Here is a 20,657-nt window from a genome sequence, read left to right on the forward strand (position 1 = left end):
GGCAGCCATAGTTAGGATGGTTTGGGGAATTGAGGACATTATTTAGGAATTGGTTCAATAGTGCCGTGATTGATACCCTCACTGGTAAAAAAGGTACTTAGTAAGCGATATTTTTGTTCACAATATTCAATCGATTTGGTTTTAGATGAACTATAGTAGTAACCTTTGCATTGAAAACACAACTCGATGTATTGAGTAACGTTGCCATTATTATCAATAAATAATATCGCGTTCCGGGGATTGTAACATAATCCTTGCTCTGTCATCTGATAGTTTAAGTTTTTGATTGGTGTATACCCAACATTGTATAAAATATCTGTTAATGAGTCAATGCCTGCAGAACTAAGGGTTTTCTCCTCCTTTACTTTACGATAATTAATTGAAAACTTATTGGGTGCCAATGGTGTAATCAGCGCGACAGTATCTATATTTTCTGAAACAACTTCAATTAATTCACCATCATTTCCATAAACCGGATCTGGTAATCTGGTAGCTGGAAAAGAAATGAGTTGAATTTTGCTGGCGATGGAAAAAGGAAAGAACAAGAGGCGCTCTTTTGCCGAATATTTATTTATATACAGGCATTGAAAGTTCTGCTCTGCTTTCCGATTTTCTACTTCTGAGGGACGTTGAATCTGCGGTTTTGGCAACCGCTTTCTGTTTTGCCCAAACAAAAGACAGGGCAATAATAGCGCAATAAAAATCACCGGGAAAGATTTCATAAACAAGGTTTATCAATCTAATATAACTAAAAAAGCAAGCCAAGCTTGCCTTAAATATTTTGAAAGTGTTCATTTTCGCGCCACTTTAACACCGTGAACAACATGAACGCCTGATAATCAAATGTATAGAAAGACAGAAGTGACAAAACAGCGCCACCAATTCTATCGGGAAAAAATTGTATGCGATTTCAATTCGCTTCAGGATCAACCTCGTCTACCACGCCAAATTTTATCCCCTGGCTAAAAAAGTATTTTTTAAGCATATCCCACTTTTGGTCGCAATAGTCAATTTCGCGGGTTTTTGATGAACTGTAATAATATCTATGGCAGTGAAAGCAGATCTCGATAAACTCCGTTATTTTACCTTTACTATCCATAAATAAAATAGCATTGGCGGGCGAATAACATGCCGCGCCGGGGTTAGCATAGTCGTCAGGGAGTTTGATGGGTTTCCTGCCCACGTTATATAAAATATCAGTTAAAGAATCTACGGCCGCCTTCGAAAGATCGCGCATTTCCATTACCCTGCAGTAATTCACAAAAAAGTCATCCTTCGCCATTGGCGAAAATACCTGCATCGTATCTTCTGCGGGGATAACATCCGGCACGTATGCGGCACCCGGTTCTGTTATATAGATAGGTGTGTTTTCGCCTTCGTGAAACGAGATAAGCCTGATCCGGGCAGCTTTTGAAAAGGGAAAGAACGCGCGCCGCGCATCAGCATCAAAACGGTATTGGTAAGCGCAGTCGTTATAGCCCGGGTAGTAGCGCATTACCCTTGGCGCCTTAAAGTGCCTTTTCTTTTGGGCAAAAACAATACACGGTAGTATGAATAAAATGATGAGTAAAAGCCTTTTCATTGGACAGGTTTATCAACCCAATATAACCAAAAAAGCGGCAAGTTTGTGCTTGCCGCTTTGTCCAAATGTTCACGTTCACGTTTGCGCATGCAGGCTTATTTTTGCAAGTTGTTAATAATCAATCCTTTCAATTTTCAACTACTGACAAAACAGCGCCACCAGCACGTGTTATATTTTTACTTTTGACTTTCGACTTAACACTACAACATCCCCCCATCAACAGGTATCACCTGCCCGGTGATATAGGCTGCCATGTCTGATGCCAGGAACACGCAGGCATTGGCCACGTCTTCGGTTTCGCCGGCACGTTTTAACGGGATTGCTGCGGCCCAGCCTTCAACCACTTTGGGATCAAGCACCTCGGTCATTTCGGTGCGGATAAAGCCCGGCGCTACCACATTGGTGCGGATGTTACGCGAACCTAATTCTTTAGCCACCGATTTGGAGAACCCAATGATACCCGATTTCGACGCCGCGTAATTGGCCTGGCCGGCATTACCCTGCACACCCACTACCGAGCTCATGTTAATGAACACACCCTTACGGTTCTTCATCATAATTTTTGAAGCCGCTTTGGTAACATTGAATATCGATTTGAGGTTTACGTTAAGCACCTCGTCCCATTGCTCTTCGGTCATGCGCATCAGCAGGCCATCTTTTGTGATGCCAGCATTGTTCACCACAATATCCAGGGTGCCAAAATAGGCCACAATATCGTTGATCAGCTTTTCGGCCTCGTCAAATTTTGATGCATCGCTGCGGTAACCTTTTACCTGCGTGCCAAAGCTTTGCAGCTCCTGCTCAAGCGCAAGGCCTTTTTCAACCGATGATAAGTATGTAAAGGCTACATTAGCGCCATGTTCGGCAAATTTCTCTGCTATTTTGCGGCCTATGCCTTTTGACGCACCTGTAATAAGCGCGGTTTTTCCTTCAAGTAGTTTCATAATTGATATATGGTTCGTAGGGCAAAGTTAATTATTTAGTCGGAATGCGCTAAAGGTGCCGCAATTCAAAATCGTTATTTCTTATCAATTTAAATATTCGGCAGGTAACGGGTTATCCTTGCGCTCTTCATCGTAAAACCACCCAAGCAGCCAAAAGCGTGTTCCATCATAAAACAGCTCGATGCTGTTGATACCGCGGGCAAAAACAGGCGATGTTGCCGTTAAACGGCTCTCGTAGGTGCTCCAAACATGGTATATACTGCCAAACTTTTGCACTTTGCGCGAGATCTCTTTCTCGTAAAAGCCATCTTTAGCCAAATAACCGTCAGACAGGCGATGATATTCCTTTAACGGCATGAGGTTGAAGTGCTGCTTGCCCTGCTTATCCACCCCTGCCGAGCCTACTTTTGCACCGGCAATGTGCAGCAGGCTATCGCGCTCAAAGCTTGGCATTTCGCCTTTTTTAACGGTTACAACGTCATAAAAGGCTTTAATGATACCATCAAGGGTGCTTACATTATCGCCGTATTTAGTGGTTATTTGTGCCGAAGCGGTTTGCGCAAATGTGGCTATTACCAGCAGCAGGGTAAGGTATCTTTTCATCATAAGGTTTTTAATAAAAGTAGTAAAATGCAGCAATTTAGTTATTTCTATTTTTGCAGAAAGTATTTAAAACGGCCGGGGCCATTTTTTGTTAGCCTATTACACAACAGCTTAACTATGATAACCGCCAAGATCATCCGCCACCGCCATAAGTACCACCATTACATGAACGACGACCTGAAGGACGTTACCGAGGAAACTTTCTTTAAGATCGTTTTCTCGGAACCATCTGAAATGGACCTGTTTAAGGAATGGATAGTGAAGCACGACGGCGAGTACAACTATAACAAGGAAGAAAGCAGGCAGGAAGGCAAGTTCCCGAAAGTGCCCATGTTTCATGACGAGATCTGCTGGTGCGATATCATGACCTATTACCTGCTGCATGTAGCCGGGTACAGCTTCCACTCGGTTATTGAGCCTTATAAGGGCGAGGTGTATGTGAGAGAAAGTTAGTGCTGATAGGCCGGGATTAGCCCCATCTAAATCTCCTCCGCTGTTTAGCGGAGAGACTTTTTTAGCTATCGGAAAATTTAATAATTCCCTCCCTTGGGAGGGGTGCGGATGGTTTGTGTGGCGGCAGGGAGGGGTTTGACGAACAAGGCGTATAAACCCCTCCCTGCACCCTCCCGTTGGGAGGGAATCGCACGTGGCCTATGCCTTGATGCTGCAATATAAGATATCGAATACCTGCCTAAATGTTATTGGTGACAATAACATTAGACAAACAATATTATTATTTTCTTAGACCCTTATACCATATGTTCATGTCAGCTGTTTCAAAAGGGGTGAACGGCTTTCCTGATATAAAAGATAATGCCTTCATAGCAAGCGCCCTTTCATATAACATATATGATGGGCCGACATCTGAATCGTTAATAATTTTCATTAACAATATTAGGTTATCTATATCTGCTTTTTCCTTTGGAAATAAATTCTCCTTGATTGGGTGAATTGCGGAAACCGTTACGTTTAGCGTTTTAAATTTGCTTATGTATTGATCTTGCTTAACATCAACGTATTCTTTGTAATAATCGTTGTAAATATCTTGATATGTGCTTAACGACTGTGCTCGTTCAAATTCGGATGTTGAGGTAAAATATGATTTTAAAAGTGCGACACCTTCAGGAGCTCCACCTCTCATAAAATTAGCTGCCTCCAATATTTTAGGCAGTCTTTTCGTATATTCTGCTATGGTAGCTGGTAATTTGTCCTTAAGTTCTCCAATTGCGTTCTTTTCGATTATTGTCTGAATTTTATCGGATTTAAAAATATCAGATATTTCTTTTTCTGTTTGTTCTTTTGCAGATTGTCGAGTCTCTGAACTTATGTTATCTAACTGATCTTTTGAGATTTCTTTTAAAAAAGAAACTTCTCTTTCAACTCTTTCTAATATGTCCTTTTGATTGGCTGTCGCCTCTGCTCTCATCTGAGCCATACTCTCTTTATACCTATCAATGTCTGATTGATATTCAGCCCGCATTTCTGCCCTGTCTTTAAATGTTAAAAAAGTAACCCACCCCCCAAACAACAATATCACCGTACAGGCTATACCAACCGCCCATATCAAAAATGATTTTACACTTTCATAGTGCTGCTTGGTTTCTGCTGATGTCATTGGTTTGAGAATATAAAGTGGTTTGGTTGAGCCACTTAATATACAAGTTATTTATTTTTCTTCAAACGGAATCGAAAAAAGAAAGATGTTACCCGTTATTTTTATGAAATTAAGCGGACCAGGTTTTGGAAACTATTACACCATTTTCAAAATAACAATAATCCTACTCTACAACCACTTCTGGTACTCCTTCTGTAACTCCAGTAAACAAGCAGCACAAAGGCAGCCGTCGTATAGCTCGCTTACGTACTGCACCTCGTTGATGCTTAGCTGCACGGTACTGCACTGGCACTTGGTGAATGAATTTGCTTTACATTCAAAGGGCTTGCTGCAGCGGTCGCAGTGGAGTATTTCGTGTTTGGTGGAGGTGAGCATCTCAGTTCATGGTTGATAGTTCATGGTTCATAGCAGCTGCACAATAGTAGTTTTAATTCTTTTAAACGGTATCACTTAAACGTAAAAAGACCATAGCCATTATAAAAAATGACTATGGTCTATGAACTATGGTCTATCGACAATTAGGCTGTTTATGCAGAGCAGGTAACGCAACCTTCTTCCATTGAGCAGGTTGGGCCGGCCGGGATCTCGTCGGTAATGGTTTCTACCACTTCCGGTATAACGGGCTCCATGTTTTTGCCGCCGCCCTGGTTCTCAACGGTAAATTTAACCGCTTGCGATGCTGCTTGTGTACGCAGGTAATACATACCTGTTTTAAGGCCTTTCTTCCATGCGTAGAAGTGCATCGAAGTTAGTTTTGACGCATTTGGCGCGTTGATGAACAGGTTTAACGATTGCGACTGGCAGATATAAGCACCCCTATCGGCAGCCATATCTATGATGTTACGCATCTTAATTTCCCAAACTGTTTTGTAGATGTCTTTGATATCCTGCGGGATCTCGGCAATGTCCTGGATAGAACCGTTTGCGGTAATGATCCTGTCTTTCATCGAAGTGTTCCACACACCACGGTTCACCAGATCGCGCAGCAAGTGTTTGTTTACGATGATGAACTCGCCGCTTAATACACGGCGGGTGTATATGTTTGAGGTATATGGTTCAAAGCACTCGTTGTTACCCAGTATCTGCGATGTTGAGGCGGTTGGCATTGGCGCTACTAACAATGAGTTACGCACACCGTGGTTCATTACATCTAAACGCAGGTTTTCCCAATCCCAACGGCCGCTTTCCGGTTTTACATCCCAAAGATCAAACTGGAACTTACCTTTTGATAAAGGCGAGCCTTTAAAGGTATCGTAAGCGCCATCTTTTATAGCCAGGTCTTTTGAAGCCGTCATGGCTGCAAAGTAAATGGTCTCAAATATGTCTTTGTTCAGTTGTTTTGCTTCGTCGCTTTCAAAAGGTAAACGCAACAATATAAACGCATCGGCTAAGCCCTGTACACCTAACCCAATTGGGCGGTGGCGCAGGTTAGAGTAGCGTGCTTCTTCAACCGGGTAAAAGTTATTATCAATGATCTTGTTAAGGTTTAAAGTAGCCTGGTAGGTTACTTCGTATAGCTTAGCGTGGTCAAACTCGCCGTTAATTACATAACGTGGCAAGGCCAGCGATGCCAGGTTACAAACCGCAACTTCTTTTTCAGAAGTGTACTCCATTATCTCGGTACATAAGTTCGAGCTTTTGATGGTACCCAGGTTTTGCTGGTTTGATTTTGCGTTGGCAGCATCTTTATACAACAGGTATGGCGTACCGGTTTCTACCTGGGCATCAAGCACGGCAAACCAAAGTTCCTGCGCTTTAATGGTTTTACGGCCACGGCCTTCTTTCTCGTATTTGGTGTACAGTTTTTCAAACTCCTTACCGTGGCAATCGGCCAGGCCCGGTGCTTCGTGCGGGCAAAACAGGGTCCACTCTTCGTTGGCCTCTACGCGGCGCATAAACAGGTCAGATACCCAAAGGGCGTAGAACAAGTCGCGGGCGCGCATTTCTTCTTTACCGTGGTTTTTACGCAGGTCTAAAAACTCAAATATATCTGCATGCCATGGCTCCAGGTATATCGCGAAAGCGCCTTTACGCTTGCCGCCGCCCTGGTCTACATAACGTGCTGTATCGTTAAATACTTTTAGCATTGGGATGATACCGTTGCTGGTACCGTTTGTACCGCTGATGTACGAGCCTGTAGCCCTTACATTGTGGATGCTTAAGCCAATACCACCCGCGCTTTGCGAGATCTTGGCTGTTTGCTTAAGCGTATCGTAGATACCTTCGATGCTATCGTCCTTCATGGTTAATAAGAAGCATGATGACATCTGCGGTTTTGGCGTACCGGCATTAAACAAGGTTGGTGTAGCGTGGGTGAACCAGCGCTCGCTCATCAGGTTGTAGGTTTTGATGGCGCTTTCGATATCCTCTTTGTGGATACCTACCGATACGCGCATGAACAGGTGCTGCGGGCGCTCGGCAATTTTACCGTCTATTTTTAACAGGTACGATTTTTCCAGGGTTTTAAAACCGAAGTAATCGAAACCAAAATCACGGTCATAAATAATGCTGCTATCCAGGATATCGGCATTAGCCATAATTAACTCGTAAACATCATCGGCCAGTAAAGCGGCATTTTTACCGGTTTTTTTGTCAACGTACTCATACATACGTTTCATGGTTTCAGAGAACGACTTGGTGGTATTTTTGTGCAGGTTGGATACCGCTATACGCGATGCAAGCAAAGCATAGTCGGGGTGCTTGGTGGTTAACGATGCTGCCGTCTCAGCTGCAAGGTTATCCAGTTCGGAGGTGGTAACACCATCAAACAAACCTTCAATTACTTTTTTTGCCACGTCAATAGGGTCAACCAGGTTAAACCCATAGCACAGTTTCTCGATACGTGCCGTGATCTTGTCGAATTTTACCGACTCTTTTCTTCCGTCTCTTTTTACTACGAACATTTTGCCACCTCCTTATTCCCTGCCAACCCGACAGGGGGTATTTTATTTTTAATTAGTTAGTTTATTGTTGTCTTGAACCGGGATTTCACCGATTTAACAGATTTCTATGATTTTGATCAGCTAACTGACCTCTCCCCTAAAAATCTTCGTCTAATGAGAACGCCTTGCTTTCGGCAGTGCTGTTCATTACGCCGCTTTTTTGGTAATCTCCAACCCGTTTTTCGAAAAAGTTGGTTTTACCCTGCAGGCTTATCATCTCCATAAAATCAAACGGACATGATACGTTGTACACTTTAGGATAGCCCAGTTCGTCAAGCCACCTGTCGGCAACAAACTCGATGTACTGGCTCATCATTTTAGCGTTCATGCCTATCAGGCTTACCGGTAATGCATCGCTTACAAATTCTTTTTCTATCTCAACGGCATCGGTAATAATTTTGGTTGCAGCCTCTTTTGATAGTTTGGTATCAAGCATTTTGTACAGCAAACAGGCAAACTCACAGTGCGAGCCTTCATCGCGCGATATCAGCTCATTACTAAAGGTTAAGCCCGGCATTAAGCCACGTTTTTTTAACCAGAAGATAGAGCAGAAGCTACCGCTGAAGAAGATACCCTCAACCGCCGCGAATGCTACCAAACGCTCGGCAAAGGTTCCGTTGTTTATCCAGCGCAGGGCCCATTCCGCTTTTTTACCTACACATGGTACAGTATCAATAGCATGAAAAAGGCGGTCTTTTTCGGCCGGGTCCTTTATATAAGTATCAATTAATAAGGCATAGGTTTCTGAGTGGATGTTCTCCATCATGATCTGGAAACCGTAGAAACAGCGTGCTTCGGGCAGTTGCACCTCGCTCATGAAATTGATGGCCAGGTTCTCGTTTACAATACCATCGCTTGCTGCAAAAAACGCCAGGATGTGCGAGATAAAATGGCGCTCGCCATCGTTCAGGTTTTCCCAGTGCTTCATATCGTCCGACAGGTCGATCTCTTCGGCTGTCCAAAAACTGGCTTCAGCTTTTTTATACATTTCCCAAATAGCGGGGTATTTAATTGGGAGGATCACAAAGCGGTCTTTGTTTTCCTTTAGTAGTAATTCTGTTTCCTCTGCCATATCGAACGGTTCCTTATTTATTATATATGATGTATTAAAATTCTTTCCCCTGTTTAACCCTGCCTGTTACTTTTCTATCGAGCGGACAGTAGACAGGTGTACCATGCGAGTGTTTTGCTAAACGGCGAAAAAATTGCTTTTTCGCATTTATTTACTCACTTTTTACACCCTCACTAATCCTTACTAAATTTATTTTAGTTGCACTTTAGCCCATGTTTTATCATGGTCTTCTTTTCTGTCGCGATAGAAATATCGATAACATAGATAGCGTTAAAAGAACTTGTTCTTCAAAGATAGGGCAACATGTTATTGGATGTTAGTCTAAGTTTTTAACATCACCTATAAGTTATAAACACTTTAATGCCCGCCCTAAAAATTATTGTGCGATGACAAAAAATTCAAGCGGTTAGGAAACAAGGCCTTATCTTTTTTAAAACAGGTATATCGATGGATGATAAATAAAAATCAGGAAACCCTTGCAGGATATAAACAGGTTGTCAACAGCCCTAAAACTCAAAGGAATGCCTTAGGTAAAAGGCCTCAAAAACGCTATTTTTAAGCGCCGAAAACTTCACATTGGGTGACAAATTATTTAACAAAACAACTTGTGGAAAACAAAAAAATCCCTGCCGAAAAATCGGCAGGGATCTACAATTTCGGAGCTTCACAGGCCTGTCGTACTGACCTATTTTTTCAATTCGTCAACCGGCACAAATTTCATGGATACCGAGTTTACGCAATGCCTGGTGTTTTTTGGAGTAAGGTATTCGCCCTGGAAAACATGGCCCAAATGCGCGCCGCAATTGGCGCAAAGGATCTCGGTACGGCGGCCATCGGCATCGGTCTCCCACTTAACGGCCCCGGCTATCTCGTCGTCAAAACTCGGCCAGCCGCAGTGCGACTCAAATTTCGATTCGGACGTGTACAGCGGGGCATCGCAGCGCTTGCAGACGTATACGCCCTCGGCCTTATTGTTGAGTAATTCGCCGGTAAACGGGCGTTCGGTGCCTTTATGCAGTATGATATATTCTTCTTCGGGTGTTAATTGATTGTACATGTTAATTAGTGATTTATTGAATTATTGTCCCGATAGCTATCGGGATAGTGATTTGAGCTTTCGCTTTCACTACTCTTTCTATATAAATATACGACAATTTGAGGGCAGGTTTTGTTTGTGGAGAGGATGTTTACACGGTGTTGACCATTCAAAAAATCCTTGTCATTATTCGTTGCCGCGAGCTTCCAGCTCGTGGTGTAGCATGGCTTCAGCTTTCAGCTGAACGTAAGCTGAAAGCTTACTTTGTGCATGCTACGAGTTACGCTGCGCTAAGCTCGCGGCAGCAATAAAGACAAGCGTTTATAATTTCCCCTTCAGGGGGTTAGGGGGCTTGAATATGATACTCCTGCACCAGCGGCGGATTTTCAGGCGTGAGGGTAAACGATACTTTAATGTTGCCTTTCTCTCCTTTGATGATAAAATACCCGCGCAGGTTATTTTCGGGCACCACCTCTCCTACGCTGATGATCTTGCCTGCTTTGGCGTAAATATCCTGCGCTTCGGACTTTAGCTTATCGGGGAAATAATCCATAAAAAAGTTATCGGCGAATATGCCGGCAGCCTGCGGGTTATTCCAGTTGGGTAGCAGTTTCACCAGTTCATCCCGGCGTTGGGTTAATATGTTTGATGCCGGTATATTGCGCGGCTTTATACCCGATAGCGCCAGCAAGGTGTCTAAAGCGATGCTATTAGCCCTGCCCGCGTTGGCATAGGTTAAATTGGCATAGCAAACTACGCCGATACCATACTCGGGCAAAATATTCCAGTTGCTGCCAAAACCGGGCAGGCCGCCGGTATGGCCAACATACACGCGGTTATCACAATCTTTAGCCCAGCGCAGTCCATACGCATATGCCGATACGGTTGGGCAAAGCCTGCCCGTGGTGGTATGGGCATTAGCGTTCAAATAGCTTACATCCCAGGGGTATTGCATCTCGCGCACCGAGCTGCGCTTAACCGGGCCTGTTTCGGCATCATCCCTTGCAGGCCAGGCGTTCATGTGTACTGCCATGTATTTGCTAAAATCCTCAATAGTAGTTATCAGCCCGCCCATGGCGCCGTACGCGCCATCGTGCAGCAGGGGTTGCTCTACCCATTTTTCATCCAGCCAGCGATAACCGTGGGCAAGTTTATCTTTTGGCACCCGGGTATATTCCCAATACGTATGCGCCATGCCCAGGGGTTCCAGGATATTGTCGGTGATGTATTGCTCGTACGTTTTGCCCGATACCTTTTTGATGATGTAACCCAAAGTGGCAAAGCCCAAATTACTATACTCGTAACCCTGCCCTGGGTTATTGGAAAATGATACACCTTTTTTATAAATGTCTATCAATTGCGCGTCTGACACGGCCAGTTGCCTGTCGCCCCAGGGATTATCTTCGGGGTAGCCCGCTGCATGGGTAAGCAGGTGACGGATGGTTACCGGGGCGGCATCTTTGGTAAGGTATTTATTGTTCTTCATCTCGGGGATGTACAGGTACGCCGGGTCGTCGAGTTTTAGTTTACCCTCATCGCGAAGCTTTAGGATAGCCATTGCGGTGAGGCTTTTGGTCATGCTGGCAATGCGGAAATCTGATTGAGAGGTTACCGGTGTTTTAGCATCGATATCGGTATAACCCAAATTGCCGGTATGCACCAGCTTACCATCAACCAAAATACCATAAGCCATGCCCGGCCAGTGGTTTTGATCGGCATACTCTTTATAAAGCTGATCTATAACCGGGAAGGTGGCTTCTATTTTCTTAAGCCTGTCGGGGTCGGTAAAGGTGGCGGGTTTGTATTGGGCGAAGGCTGTGGTGGTGGATAGGAGGAGGAAAAGGGTAAGGTACTTTTTCATGGCGGTAATTTTGTATGAACCGAATTTAAGAAATGTTCCCCACATGTCATTGCGAGCGATAGCGCGGCAATCTCGTCGTATTCAATAAACAAGCGACGAGATTGCCGTGTCGCTACGCTTCTCGCAATGACATGGTGGGCTGTAATAAAAAATCCCGGCCAAAACTGACCGGGAACCTAATATCAAATCCTGTTCCCCCTTCAGGGGGTTAGGGGGCTTTTATTTCTTCGCTAATTCCTCTGCCATGGCAGCGCCAATTTCGGCAGGAGATTCTACTACGCGGATGCCGCACTCGCGCATGATCTTCATTTTAGCGGCAGCTGTATCATCGGCACCGCCAACAATTGCACCCGCGTGGCCCATACGGCGGCCCGGAGGCGCGGTCTGACCGGCGATAAAACCAACAACAGGTTTCGTACCAAATTCTTTGATCCAGCGGGCAGCATCAGCTTCCATACCACCACCAATCTCACCTATCATAATAATACCATGGGTATCGGGGTCGTTCATTAATAATTCAACAGCTTCTTTAGTCGGCGTACCTATAATTGGGTCGCCACCAATACCAATAGCGGTAGTGATACCCAAACCGGCTTTAACAACCTGGTCAACCGCCTCGTAAGTAAGCGTACCCGATTTTGAAACCACACCAACGTTACCTTTTTTGAAGATAAAGCCCGGCATAATGCCAATTTTGCTTTCATCCGCAGTAATAATACCGGGGCAGTTAGGGCCAATAAGGCGGCTGTCTTTATCGGTTAAATATTCTTTTACAGCTATCATATCCTTTGTAGGGATACCTTCGGTGATACATACAATAACTTTAATACCCGCTTCGGCAGCTTCCATAATAGCATCGGCACCAAAAGCAGGGGGTACAAAAATGATAGATACATCGGCGCCGGTTTGGTCAACCGCATCTTTAACGGTATTAAAAACAGGCCTGTCTAAATGGCTTTGGCCACCTTTACCCGGTGTAACACCACCAACTAACTGTGTACCGTAAGCAATCATCTGCTCGGCATGGTAAGTACCTTCTTTACCGGTAAAACCCTGTACTATAACTTTAGAATTTTTATTTACGAGAACGCTCATCGGCTTTTGATTTTTGTAGGGCAAAGCTAAAAAAAATTCGCCCTCAAACCTGTTAAAGGGTTAATTTTTCAAAATTTACATTCGGCTTATGGGTTTGGGCAGAATTTAACCACAAAGGACACGAAGATTTTACACAAAGGGCGCGAAAGCTTTGGTGTTCTAAGTTGTACTATTACGAACTACCCCTGTGTTAAAATGTGTTAAACACCGTTGGTAACAATTTTATACACGTACATTTATGCTGCTGCATTATACTGATGAAATACCCGTTATCCATACTACTGCTGTTGCTTTGTATTAACGCCAGCGCGCAGCTGGTTACAGGTTTTGTAGTGGATAAAAAAACCCGCAAGCCTATCGAATACATTGTGGTTTCGGCATCGGCCACCAACACCATGACCAACGAGCAGGGCGCTTTTACCCTGCGGATAACAAAGGTTACCGATACCCTGCGCATCAAGGCTATGGGCTATAAGCCCTATACCAAAGCGATAAGCCCGTGGAGCGGGCAGTTAAAGCTAATAGAATTGGAAACCGCATCCATCAGGCTCAACGAGGTGGCTATTGTGGCTAAGCGCAACTTCATCCGCGACAGCGTAAATAACCGTAAGCAATTTGCCAAACAATTTGCCTTTAAAGGCCCGGCCTTTACCGATATTATGCGGCCGACCGCCACCAATGTGCCTTTTGCCTGGGTGTCTGTCGATCTGTTGTCGTTATTTAAATCGATAGGTAAAAAGAAAACACCCGAATACCGCTTACAGCAAACTATGCTGCGCTACGAGCGCGAGGACCATACCAACCAGCGTTTTACGCGCAAGCTGGTAAGTGGCATTACCGGGCTTCAAGGCGATACCCTGGACGATTTCATGAACGAATACCGCCCCACACCTGCCCAGATAGATGTAATGACAGATTATAACCTGATATTTTACATTAAGGATAGTTTCAGAAAATTTAAGGAGAAGCCCGGTGCTGACAAGCCGACCAAACCGAAGTATCAAACAGATACGGAAGAAATTGATGGCTATAAAAAATGATGTATCTTTATACTCGTAAATAATATAATAATGAAATCAGTTAAAAAATTTGAAACATTCGAAAAACTGAAATCCCATGAAAGAAGTAGTGTAAATTATTCGTTGAGCTTAGAAAAACATAATGCTTTTGAGGAATTCGTTAAATCTGTTACAACTCAATTGAAGGTCAATAGTAAGTCTAAGTAACTAAATGTGAAGGGGAATTTCAAAGATAGTTTGTTAGCCGTTTGTAAAGCGCTGGATACCTACAATGTTCAATACATGCTTGTTGGGGGAACTGCTGTTGCGCTAAATGGTTACTATAGGCTCTCTATAAATACAGACGGAGAAATTACAGATAAACCCGATATAGATGTTTGGTATAACCCCACCTACGAGAATTATTATAATATTTTAAAGGTTATAAAAAATTTAGGTGAGGATATTACCGAGTTTGAAAACGAGCAAAATCCAAATCCAAAAAGATCATTTTTCAAGTACGAACTTGATGATTTTACGCTTGATATTTTACCTGAAATTAAAGCTGAAATCAAGTTTGCCGATGCCAACAGAAGTAAAGAGACCATTGAAGTTGAAGGAACTCAAATTCATTTTATGGATTACTATAATTTAAAGAAAGATAAAGAGGCAACAGCCCGGAAAAAAGATTTGGAAGACATTCATCATTTAAAAAAAATCAGAGGTGATGAATAATATTTATTACCTCTAAACTGATTGGGATTTGCTATAATTTGTATTATCTTTTTCACGGGGCTGGGGCACTAAACTCCTTCTCACTCTTAGCCACCACGATAGTTGCCACCCCATTACCTATCACATTGGTGATAGCCCTCGCTTCGCTCATAAAACGGTCTACACCTAAAAGGATAGCTACCCCTTCTACCGGGATAATTTTAATAGCGGCCAGTGTCGAGGTCAGCACAATAAAGCCGCTGCCCGTAACGCCTGCCGCGCCTTTTGAGGTGATCATGAGGATACCGATAATGGTAAGCTGCTGCTCGATGGGCAGGTCGATCTTAAATACCTGCGCCAGAAATATCACCGACATAGACAGGTAAATAGTAGTACCATCCAGATTAAAGGAATATCCCGCCGGGATAACCAGCCCTACAACCGATTTGGAACAGCCGAATTTCTCCAGCTTTTCCATCATCCCCGGCAGTGCCGATTCTGAGGAGGAAGTGCCCAACACGATCAGGATCTCTTCCTTTATATGTTTAAGATATTGCCACAGGCTGAATTTGAACAGGTAACAGATAATATTTAGCACCACAAAAATGAACAGGAACATGGTTAAATAAACCGACCCCATCAGTAAGGCCAATGGCTTAAGGGTTGCCAGTCCGTAAGTACTAATGGTATAAGCCATCCCGCCGAAAGCGCCTATTGGGGCAACCTTCATCACAATGTGCATCATGTTAAAAAACACTTTGGATAGTTTATCAAATGTTTTGATAACCGATTGCCCGGTCTCGCCCATCCGGCTTAAGCCGAAACCAAAAAGTATAGCAAAGAAAAGGATCTGCAAAATATCGCCTTTGGCAAAGGCATCAAAGGCGTTGGCAGGCACAATATGGGTTATAAAATCGCCCCATTTCATTTCAGATGCGGCCTTTTCGTAAGTGGCAAGTTTCGCGGTGTCAACCTTCACGTGGTTATTGATAAAGTTGGTGCCGGGTTTTATAATATTGGCCACGGCTACGCCGATAACAAGGGCCAGCGTGGTAACCAGTTCAAAGTAAAGCAGCGCTTTGCCGCCCACACGGCCCACCTTTTTCATGTCGCTCATGCCGGCTATGCCCAATACAATGGTAAAAAAATAATGGGGGCTATCAGCAGGGTAATAAGGCTTATAAAGATCTTGCTGATCATTTGCGCGGTGGCCGCAAATTCCTTAAAGTACAGGCCCACCACTATACCCAATATAATGGCGACGATTACCTGGAAGGTTAGGTTGGTGATAAGGCGTTTCATCAAAACAATAATACGATTATTTATATACAAGTTTACTTTTAGCTGAAAAGCCCTATGGGGCAAATTTGTACCTTGCCTTAATAAACCTCTGTCCATATGAACCCGTCTGAAATCACCTCCTATGCTGCCAAAGCCGAAACTTTTAAACAGTTGCACCAGCGCGCCGGGCTTTTTGTAATTCCCAATCCATGGGATGCGGGTTCGGCTAAAATGCTGGCCGGTTTGGGCTTTGAAGCATTAGCTACCACCAGCGCCGGACTGGCCTATGCCCTGGGCAGGCCCGATGGCGATGGCAGCGTTAGCAGGGATGAAGCGCTGGAAAACGCCCGCGCTATTGTTGAAGCCAGCGCCCTGCCTGTTGCCGCCGACCTGGAAAATGGTTATGGCGACGAGCCTGAGGCCTGCGTCGAAACTATCCTGCTGGCAGCAAAAGTTGGTTTATCGGGTTGTTCTATTGAAGATGCCACCGGGAATGAGGACGACCCCATATATGCATTTGAGCAGTCGGTAGAACGTATTAAAGCAGCAGTACAGGCCGCACGCAGTTTGCCGCATCCATTTATGCTGACTGCCCGTGCCGAGAACTTTTTGCATGGCCGTACCAACCTTAAAGACACCATCCGCCGCTTAGAAGCGTATGCCGATGCGGGTGCGGACGTACTTTACGCGCCGGGCTTAAGTACCCTTGCCGAAGTTGATGCTGTGGTTAGGGCCGTTTCGCCCAAGCCTGTAAATGTTTTGCTGAGTGTAAATAACCCCGCTTTTACATTAGATGGCCTGGCCAAACTTGGTGTACGCAGGGTGAGCGTAGGTTCACTACTGGCGCGGGTTGCTTACGGCGCGTTTTACACCGCCGCGCAGGAATTGCAGCAAAAAGGCTCGTTCAGTTTTGCCGATAATGCTATTGGGTACGAAAGATTGAATAAGATGTTTAAGTAACCCGAACGGATTTAAATTTTCCCGGTTAAGCCGTTGTAGATCATCTGGCTGGCTAAAAAGGTAACTACTATAGCAAATACCCAACGCAGCCAGCGCGACGATTTGGTATGCACCAGTATTTTCGATCCTGTAATAGCACCAAGCAAAACACCTATCACTACCGGCATGGATATCCCCGGATCGATATACCCGCGCTGCAGATAAACCACCGCGCTGGCCGCCGCGGTTACGCCTATCATAAAATTGCTGGTGGTGGTTGATACCTTAAACGGGATGCGCATAATGGTATCCATGGCCAGCACTTTTAACGCGCCCGAGCCAATGCCCAGTAAACCCGATATGGTACCCGCGAAAAGCATCATAAAAAAGCCGCCGCTTACGCGGGTTACGCCGTAGTTAATTTGGTTTCCCTGCCCATCGGGGTAGCTGCCGTATAGTTTCAACTTAGCGGCAAGGTAGGTTGGCTCCTGAAGTATGTTCTCGGCTTTTTTACGTAACGACATCAGTGCCGATAGGATAAGGATCACCCCAAATAAAATGGCTATATACTGGGTTGGAATGTATACGGCAATTACAGCTCCCGTAAGTGCCCCAATAGTGGTGGCAATTTCAAGGAACATGCCCAGCCTTATATTAGTGATTCCCTCTTTTACATAAGCCGCCGCCGAACCGGATGAAGTAGCGATCACCGAAACCAGCGATGCGCCAATGGCATAATGGATATCAACCCCAAGCAAAAGGGTAAGCAAGGGGATAATAACCACTCCACCGCCAAGCCCCGTTAGCGAACCCAGCAATCCCGCGAAATAAGCCCCGACAAGTATGATCAGCGTAAAAACAAGTACCGACATAGGGTTGGCAATAGTTAAGAAAGCAAAAGTAATATAACTTTTTTAATGATTAAAAGGAAGTAAATCTATCGTCTAACTTATTTTACAGGCAGCTTAATTTATCACCTCCCCAAATATATCTGGCAATAAAATGATCCGTAGTTCAAGGTGGCACCTACGGGGCCATGTGTGTATTGATATGATATATCTATAAACACGATACTCCGCCGGAGTCGAATTTCTTAGACGATATGCTTAAGCTCCGTAGGAGCACCCTGTTTATAGAAAATCAAAAAATGTGCTTACGGCTCCGGAGGGGCCTCCTTACTAAATGCTAATGCATCACCCCAAAGAAATACACCCAGGCAATAAAAAATAGTTGTAGCGGTATCCTGAACCATAGGTAGTTCAATCCACTGCCGTGATAATTGGCTTTCTCCAGGTTCACTTTATTTTGGGCGGCGTGGATGTTGGCGGGCAGCAACATCACCAAAAACAAGATCACAAACCAGGCTACCGGCCCGCGCACCGTTTTAACTAACAGGCCTATCCCGGCCAAAATTTCGATATACCCTGTCAGGTAAACAACCGCCTTTTTGCAGGGCACAAACTTTGGCAGCATCAGCATCATGCCTTTGTTAAATTTGAAATGGGCTGTAGCGGTGAACATCAGCATTACGCCCATAGCCAGCCTCCCGCAGAAGTAATAATCGGCCGGGTGGCCGGCAATAAATGTGGCCAGGCAGCTTACACCAAACACAGCCAGCAAAACTATAAGCAGTTTCATTAGCTAAATATCGTTAAAAACATTAAAATGTATAATATCTTTGGGGCTAAATGGGATACAATAGCTTACAGGCCTGCATTACCGATCTTGAACAAAACGGCTACCTCATCCGCATAAAGGAAGAGGTTGACCCCTACCTGCAAATGGCAGCCATCCATCTGCGTGTTTTTGAACATCAGGGTCCGGCCATATTGTTCGAAAATGTAAAGGGCAGCAAGTTCCCGGCGGTGTCAAATTTGTTTGGTACGCTGGATAGGTCGCGCTTTATTTTCAGAGATACGCTGGAAAAGATAAAAACGCTTGTAGACATCAAAAACGACCCCATAAAAGCTATAAAACATCCTTTTAAATACGCTAATACAGCCTTAACGGCGTTATCGTCCCTGCCCATGAAAGTGCGCGGGGATGCACCTATAAATTTTGGCCGTACGGTAATGAGCCAGCTGCCGCAGATAGTGAACTGGCCTATGGATGGCGGCCCATTTGTAACCATGCCGCAGGTATATACCGAGGATGCCGATATGCCCGGCATTATGAACGCCAACCTGGGCATGTACCGCATCCAGATGGCGGGTAACGATTATATACAGGACAAAGAGATTGGCTTACACTACCAGCTGCACCGCGGCATTGGCGTACACCAAACCAAAGCCAACGCAAAAGGCCAGCCCTTAAAGGTGAGCATATTTGTAGGCGGCCCGCCCGCGCACCCGGTAGCGGCTGTAATGCCCCTGCCCGAGGGATTATCAGAAATGACCTTCGGCGGCGCATTGGGTAACCGCAGGTTCAGGTATTTTTATGATGACGAGGGTTTTTGTATCTCTGCCGATGCAGACTTTGTGATAACCGGCACCGTTATGCCCATGGAAAACAAGCCCGAAGGGCCGTTTGGCGATCACCTGGGTTATTACAGCCTGGCGCACCCCTTTCCGCTGATGAAGGTGCATAACATTTATCACCGTAAGGATGCTATCTGGTCGTTTACGGTGGTGGGCAGGCCGCCGCAGGAGGATACCAGCTTTGGCGCATTGATCCACGAGATCACCGGCAGCGCCCTGCCAAAAGAGATCCCCGGTCTGCATGCTGTTAACGCGGTGGATGCTGCCGGGGTACATCCACTTTTGTTTGCCATTGGCAGCGAGCGTTATACGCCGTATGTAAAAGAGCGGCATCCGCAGGAAATTATAACCATTGCCAACCATATTTTAGGCAAGGGGCAACTAAGCCTGGCCAAGTACCTTTTCATCGCCGCCAAAGAAGATAACCCCGATCTGGACGTGAACGACATCGGCGCTTTCCTGAAACACATCCTGCAACGCATCGACCTTATCCGCGACCTGCATTTTCATACCCGTACTACCATTGACACCCTCGATTACAGCGGCGATGGCTTAAACAGCGGCAGCAAGGTAGCCATAACCGTTGCCGGCGATATTAAACGCGAGCTTTGGAATGAGTTGCCTGCATCATTTACCCTGCCGCGCCCATTTGTAGATTATAAAATGGTGATGCCGGGCGTACTGGCCGTTGAGGTACCGAAAAACATCCGCACCAGCGATATGCCATTGATGCTGGAGATACTACAGGAGCATTTGGCCGAAGACGAATTAAGCGGTTTACCCCTGATGGTTTTGTGTGACGATGCAGCGTTTACGGCGCAAAACCTAAATAACTTTGTATGGGTAACCTTTACCCGTAGCAACCCAAGCCACGATATTTATGGCATCAATAGTTTTACCGAACATAAACACTGGGGCTGTAACGGCCCGCTGATGATAGATGCCCGTATTAAACCGCACCACGCCCCCGTTCTGGAACGCGACCCGGAAGTGGAGAAGTTGGTTGATAAAATGGGTGAAATTGGTGGGGTGTTGCATGGGGTAATTTAAAATATCACCCTTTAAAACGCCTGTCATTTCGAGGGAAGCGCAGCGACGAGAAATCTTGTTAGATAGTACAAGCGGCGATTAGTTCTTCGTTAGGAATGGGTTTGCTTTATTAACCGTCAGTGGATGTTACTTTCTTTTTTGTCGCAAAAAAGAAAGTAACCAAAGAAAAAACACGCGACTTAACCGCGCCGCTATTAAAGGGTTTACTGAGGCAGTGCCTGTACTATCCGCAACGCGCTAATGCCGCATTAGGAGGGCTAACGTTCCGTTCATCACATTCATTGTATCTGCTATCTTAAATTCTATAAATCTTGGTTCAGACAAATGCGTTAGGGATAGAAACGGAAACCCCGGAATGCAAGGCGGCTTCTATCAGCCGCCTGAAATGAGGAGTTGCAATGGATAGCCCGGGCCGAAGGTAACGCCCAAATCACAAGTCATCGATAAG

General features: G+C 45.0%; 18 protein-coding genes and 1 pseudogene. 5 read left to right on the top strand and 14 right to left on the bottom strand.

What is annotated here, in order from left to right:
- Positions 1-38 precede the first annotated feature (38 nt).
- From EWM62_RS11265 to EWM62_RS11280, 4 genes are all read right to left on the bottom strand, one after another.
- On the bottom strand, positions 39-722 hold the full coding sequence (locus EWM62_RS11265; RefSeq protein ID WP_129876770.1) for a hypothetical protein: 684 nt from the start codon (positions 720-722) through the stop codon (positions 39-41).
- Between the two features lie 188 nt (positions 723-910).
- On the bottom strand, positions 911-1,582 hold the full coding sequence (locus tag EWM62_RS11270) for a hypothetical protein (RefSeq protein WP_129876771.1): 672 nt from the start codon (positions 1,580-1,582) through the stop codon (positions 911-913).
- Positions 1,583-1,782: 200 nt separating this feature from the next.
- The gene (gene fabG, locus EWM62_RS11275; protein ID WP_129876772.1) at positions 1,783-2,526 is read right to left on the bottom strand and encodes a 3-oxoacyl-[acyl-carrier-protein] reductase; all 744 of its coding nucleotides are present in this window, start codon (positions 2,524-2,526) and stop codon (positions 1,783-1,785) included.
- 84 nt (positions 2,527-2,610) lie between these two features.
- Entirely contained in the window at positions 2,611-3,132 is a 522-nt protein-coding gene (locus EWM62_RS11280) for a hypothetical protein (protein WP_129876773.1), read from the bottom strand.
- A gap of 114 nt (positions 3,133-3,246) precedes the next feature.
- On the opposite strand from EWM62_RS11280, the gene EWM62_RS11285 reads away from it, so the two are divergent.
- The gene (locus EWM62_RS11285) at positions 3,247-3,582 is read left to right on the top strand and encodes a hypothetical protein (RefSeq protein ID WP_129876774.1); all 336 of its coding nucleotides are present in this window, start codon (positions 3,247-3,249) and stop codon (positions 3,580-3,582) included.
- 280 nt (positions 3,583-3,862) lie between these two features.
- On the opposite strand, the gene EWM62_RS11290 is transcribed toward EWM62_RS11285, so the two are convergent.
- From EWM62_RS11290 to sucD, 7 genes are all read right to left on the bottom strand, one after another.
- Positions 3,863-4,744 (bottom strand): hypothetical protein, encoded by an 882-nt coding sequence (locus tag EWM62_RS11290; protein WP_129876775.1) that lies wholly within the window; start codon positions 4,742-4,744, stop codon positions 3,863-3,865.
- Positions 4,745-4,912: 168 nt separating this feature from the next.
- Positions 4,913-5,119, bottom strand: coding sequence for a cysteine-rich CWC family protein (locus EWM62_RS11295; RefSeq protein ID WP_129876776.1), 207 nt, complete (start codon positions 5,117-5,119; stop codon positions 4,913-4,915).
- A gap of 152 nt (positions 5,120-5,271) precedes the next feature.
- Entirely contained in the window at positions 5,272-7,647 is a 2,376-nt protein-coding gene (locus tag EWM62_RS11300) for a ribonucleoside-diphosphate reductase subunit alpha (protein WP_129876777.1), read from the bottom strand.
- Between the two features lie 136 nt (positions 7,648-7,783).
- Positions 7,784-8,758: a ribonucleoside-diphosphate reductase small subunit gene (locus tag EWM62_RS11305; RefSeq protein ID WP_129876778.1), complete on the bottom strand. Its 975-nt coding sequence runs from the start codon at positions 8,756-8,758 to the stop codon at positions 7,784-7,786.
- Between the two features lie 685 nt (positions 8,759-9,443).
- Complete coding sequence (locus EWM62_RS11310) at positions 9,444-9,815, bottom strand: methionine-R-sulfoxide reductase (protein WP_129876779.1); 372 nt, start codon at positions 9,813-9,815, stop codon at positions 9,444-9,446.
- Between the two features lie 322 nt (positions 9,816-10,137).
- A complete protein-coding gene (locus EWM62_RS11315) occupies positions 10,138-11,655 on the bottom strand; it encodes a serine hydrolase domain-containing protein (RefSeq protein WP_129876780.1) in 1,518 nt (505 codons plus the stop codon).
- 219 nt (positions 11,656-11,874) lie between these two features.
- Positions 11,875-12,750: a succinate--CoA ligase subunit alpha gene (gene sucD / locus EWM62_RS11320; protein WP_129876781.1), complete on the bottom strand. Its 876-nt coding sequence runs from the start codon at positions 12,748-12,750 to the stop codon at positions 11,875-11,877.
- Positions 12,751-13,007: 257 nt separating this feature from the next.
- Between sucD and EWM62_RS11325 the strand changes: the two genes are divergently transcribed.
- Positions 13,008-13,790, top strand: coding sequence for a carboxypeptidase-like regulatory domain-containing protein (locus EWM62_RS11325; RefSeq protein WP_129876782.1), 783 nt, complete (start codon positions 13,008-13,010; stop codon positions 13,788-13,790).
- A gap of 192 nt (positions 13,791-13,982) precedes the next feature.
- Positions 13,983-14,483: a hypothetical protein gene (locus tag EWM62_RS11330; RefSeq protein WP_129876783.1), complete on the top strand. Its 501-nt coding sequence runs from the start codon at positions 13,983-13,985 to the stop codon at positions 14,481-14,483.
- Positions 14,484-14,535: 52 nt separating this feature from the next.
- Here EWM62_RS11330 and dctA read toward each other — a convergent pair.
- Positions 14,536-15,860: pseudogene (gene dctA, locus EWM62_RS11335) on the bottom strand (C4-dicarboxylate transporter DctA).
- Here dctA and EWM62_RS11340 point away from each other — a divergent pair.
- The gene (locus EWM62_RS11340) at positions 15,861-16,703 is read left to right on the top strand and encodes an isocitrate lyase/PEP mutase family protein (protein WP_129876784.1); all 843 of its coding nucleotides are present in this window, start codon (positions 15,861-15,863) and stop codon (positions 16,701-16,703) included. It begins immediately after the preceding pseudogene.
- A gap of 11 nt (positions 16,704-16,714) precedes the next feature.
- On the opposite strand, the gene EWM62_RS11345 is transcribed toward EWM62_RS11340, so the two are convergent.
- Both EWM62_RS11345 and EWM62_RS11350 read right to left on the bottom strand, forming a co-directional pair.
- Positions 16,715-17,554: a sulfite exporter TauE/SafE family protein gene (locus EWM62_RS11345; RefSeq protein ID WP_129876785.1), complete on the bottom strand. Its 840-nt coding sequence runs from the start codon at positions 17,552-17,554 to the stop codon at positions 16,715-16,717.
- Between the two features lie 313 nt (positions 17,555-17,867).
- On the bottom strand, positions 17,868-18,320 hold the full coding sequence (locus EWM62_RS11350; protein WP_129876786.1) for a DoxX family protein: 453 nt from the start codon (positions 18,318-18,320) through the stop codon (positions 17,868-17,870).
- Positions 18,321-18,370: 50 nt separating this feature from the next.
- Here EWM62_RS11350 and EWM62_RS11355 point away from each other — a divergent pair, with 50 nt between their 5' ends.
- Positions 18,371-20,209, top strand: a complete 1,839-nt coding sequence (locus EWM62_RS11355) for a UbiD family decarboxylase (RefSeq protein WP_129876787.1) — start codon at positions 18,371-18,373, stop codon at positions 20,207-20,209.
- Positions 20,210-20,657 lie beyond the last annotated feature (448 nt).

It is taken from the genome of Mucilaginibacter terrigena, from assembly GCF_004168255.1.
GTDB lineage: Bacteria > Bacteroidota > Bacteroidia > Sphingobacteriales > Sphingobacteriaceae > Mucilaginibacter > Mucilaginibacter terrigena.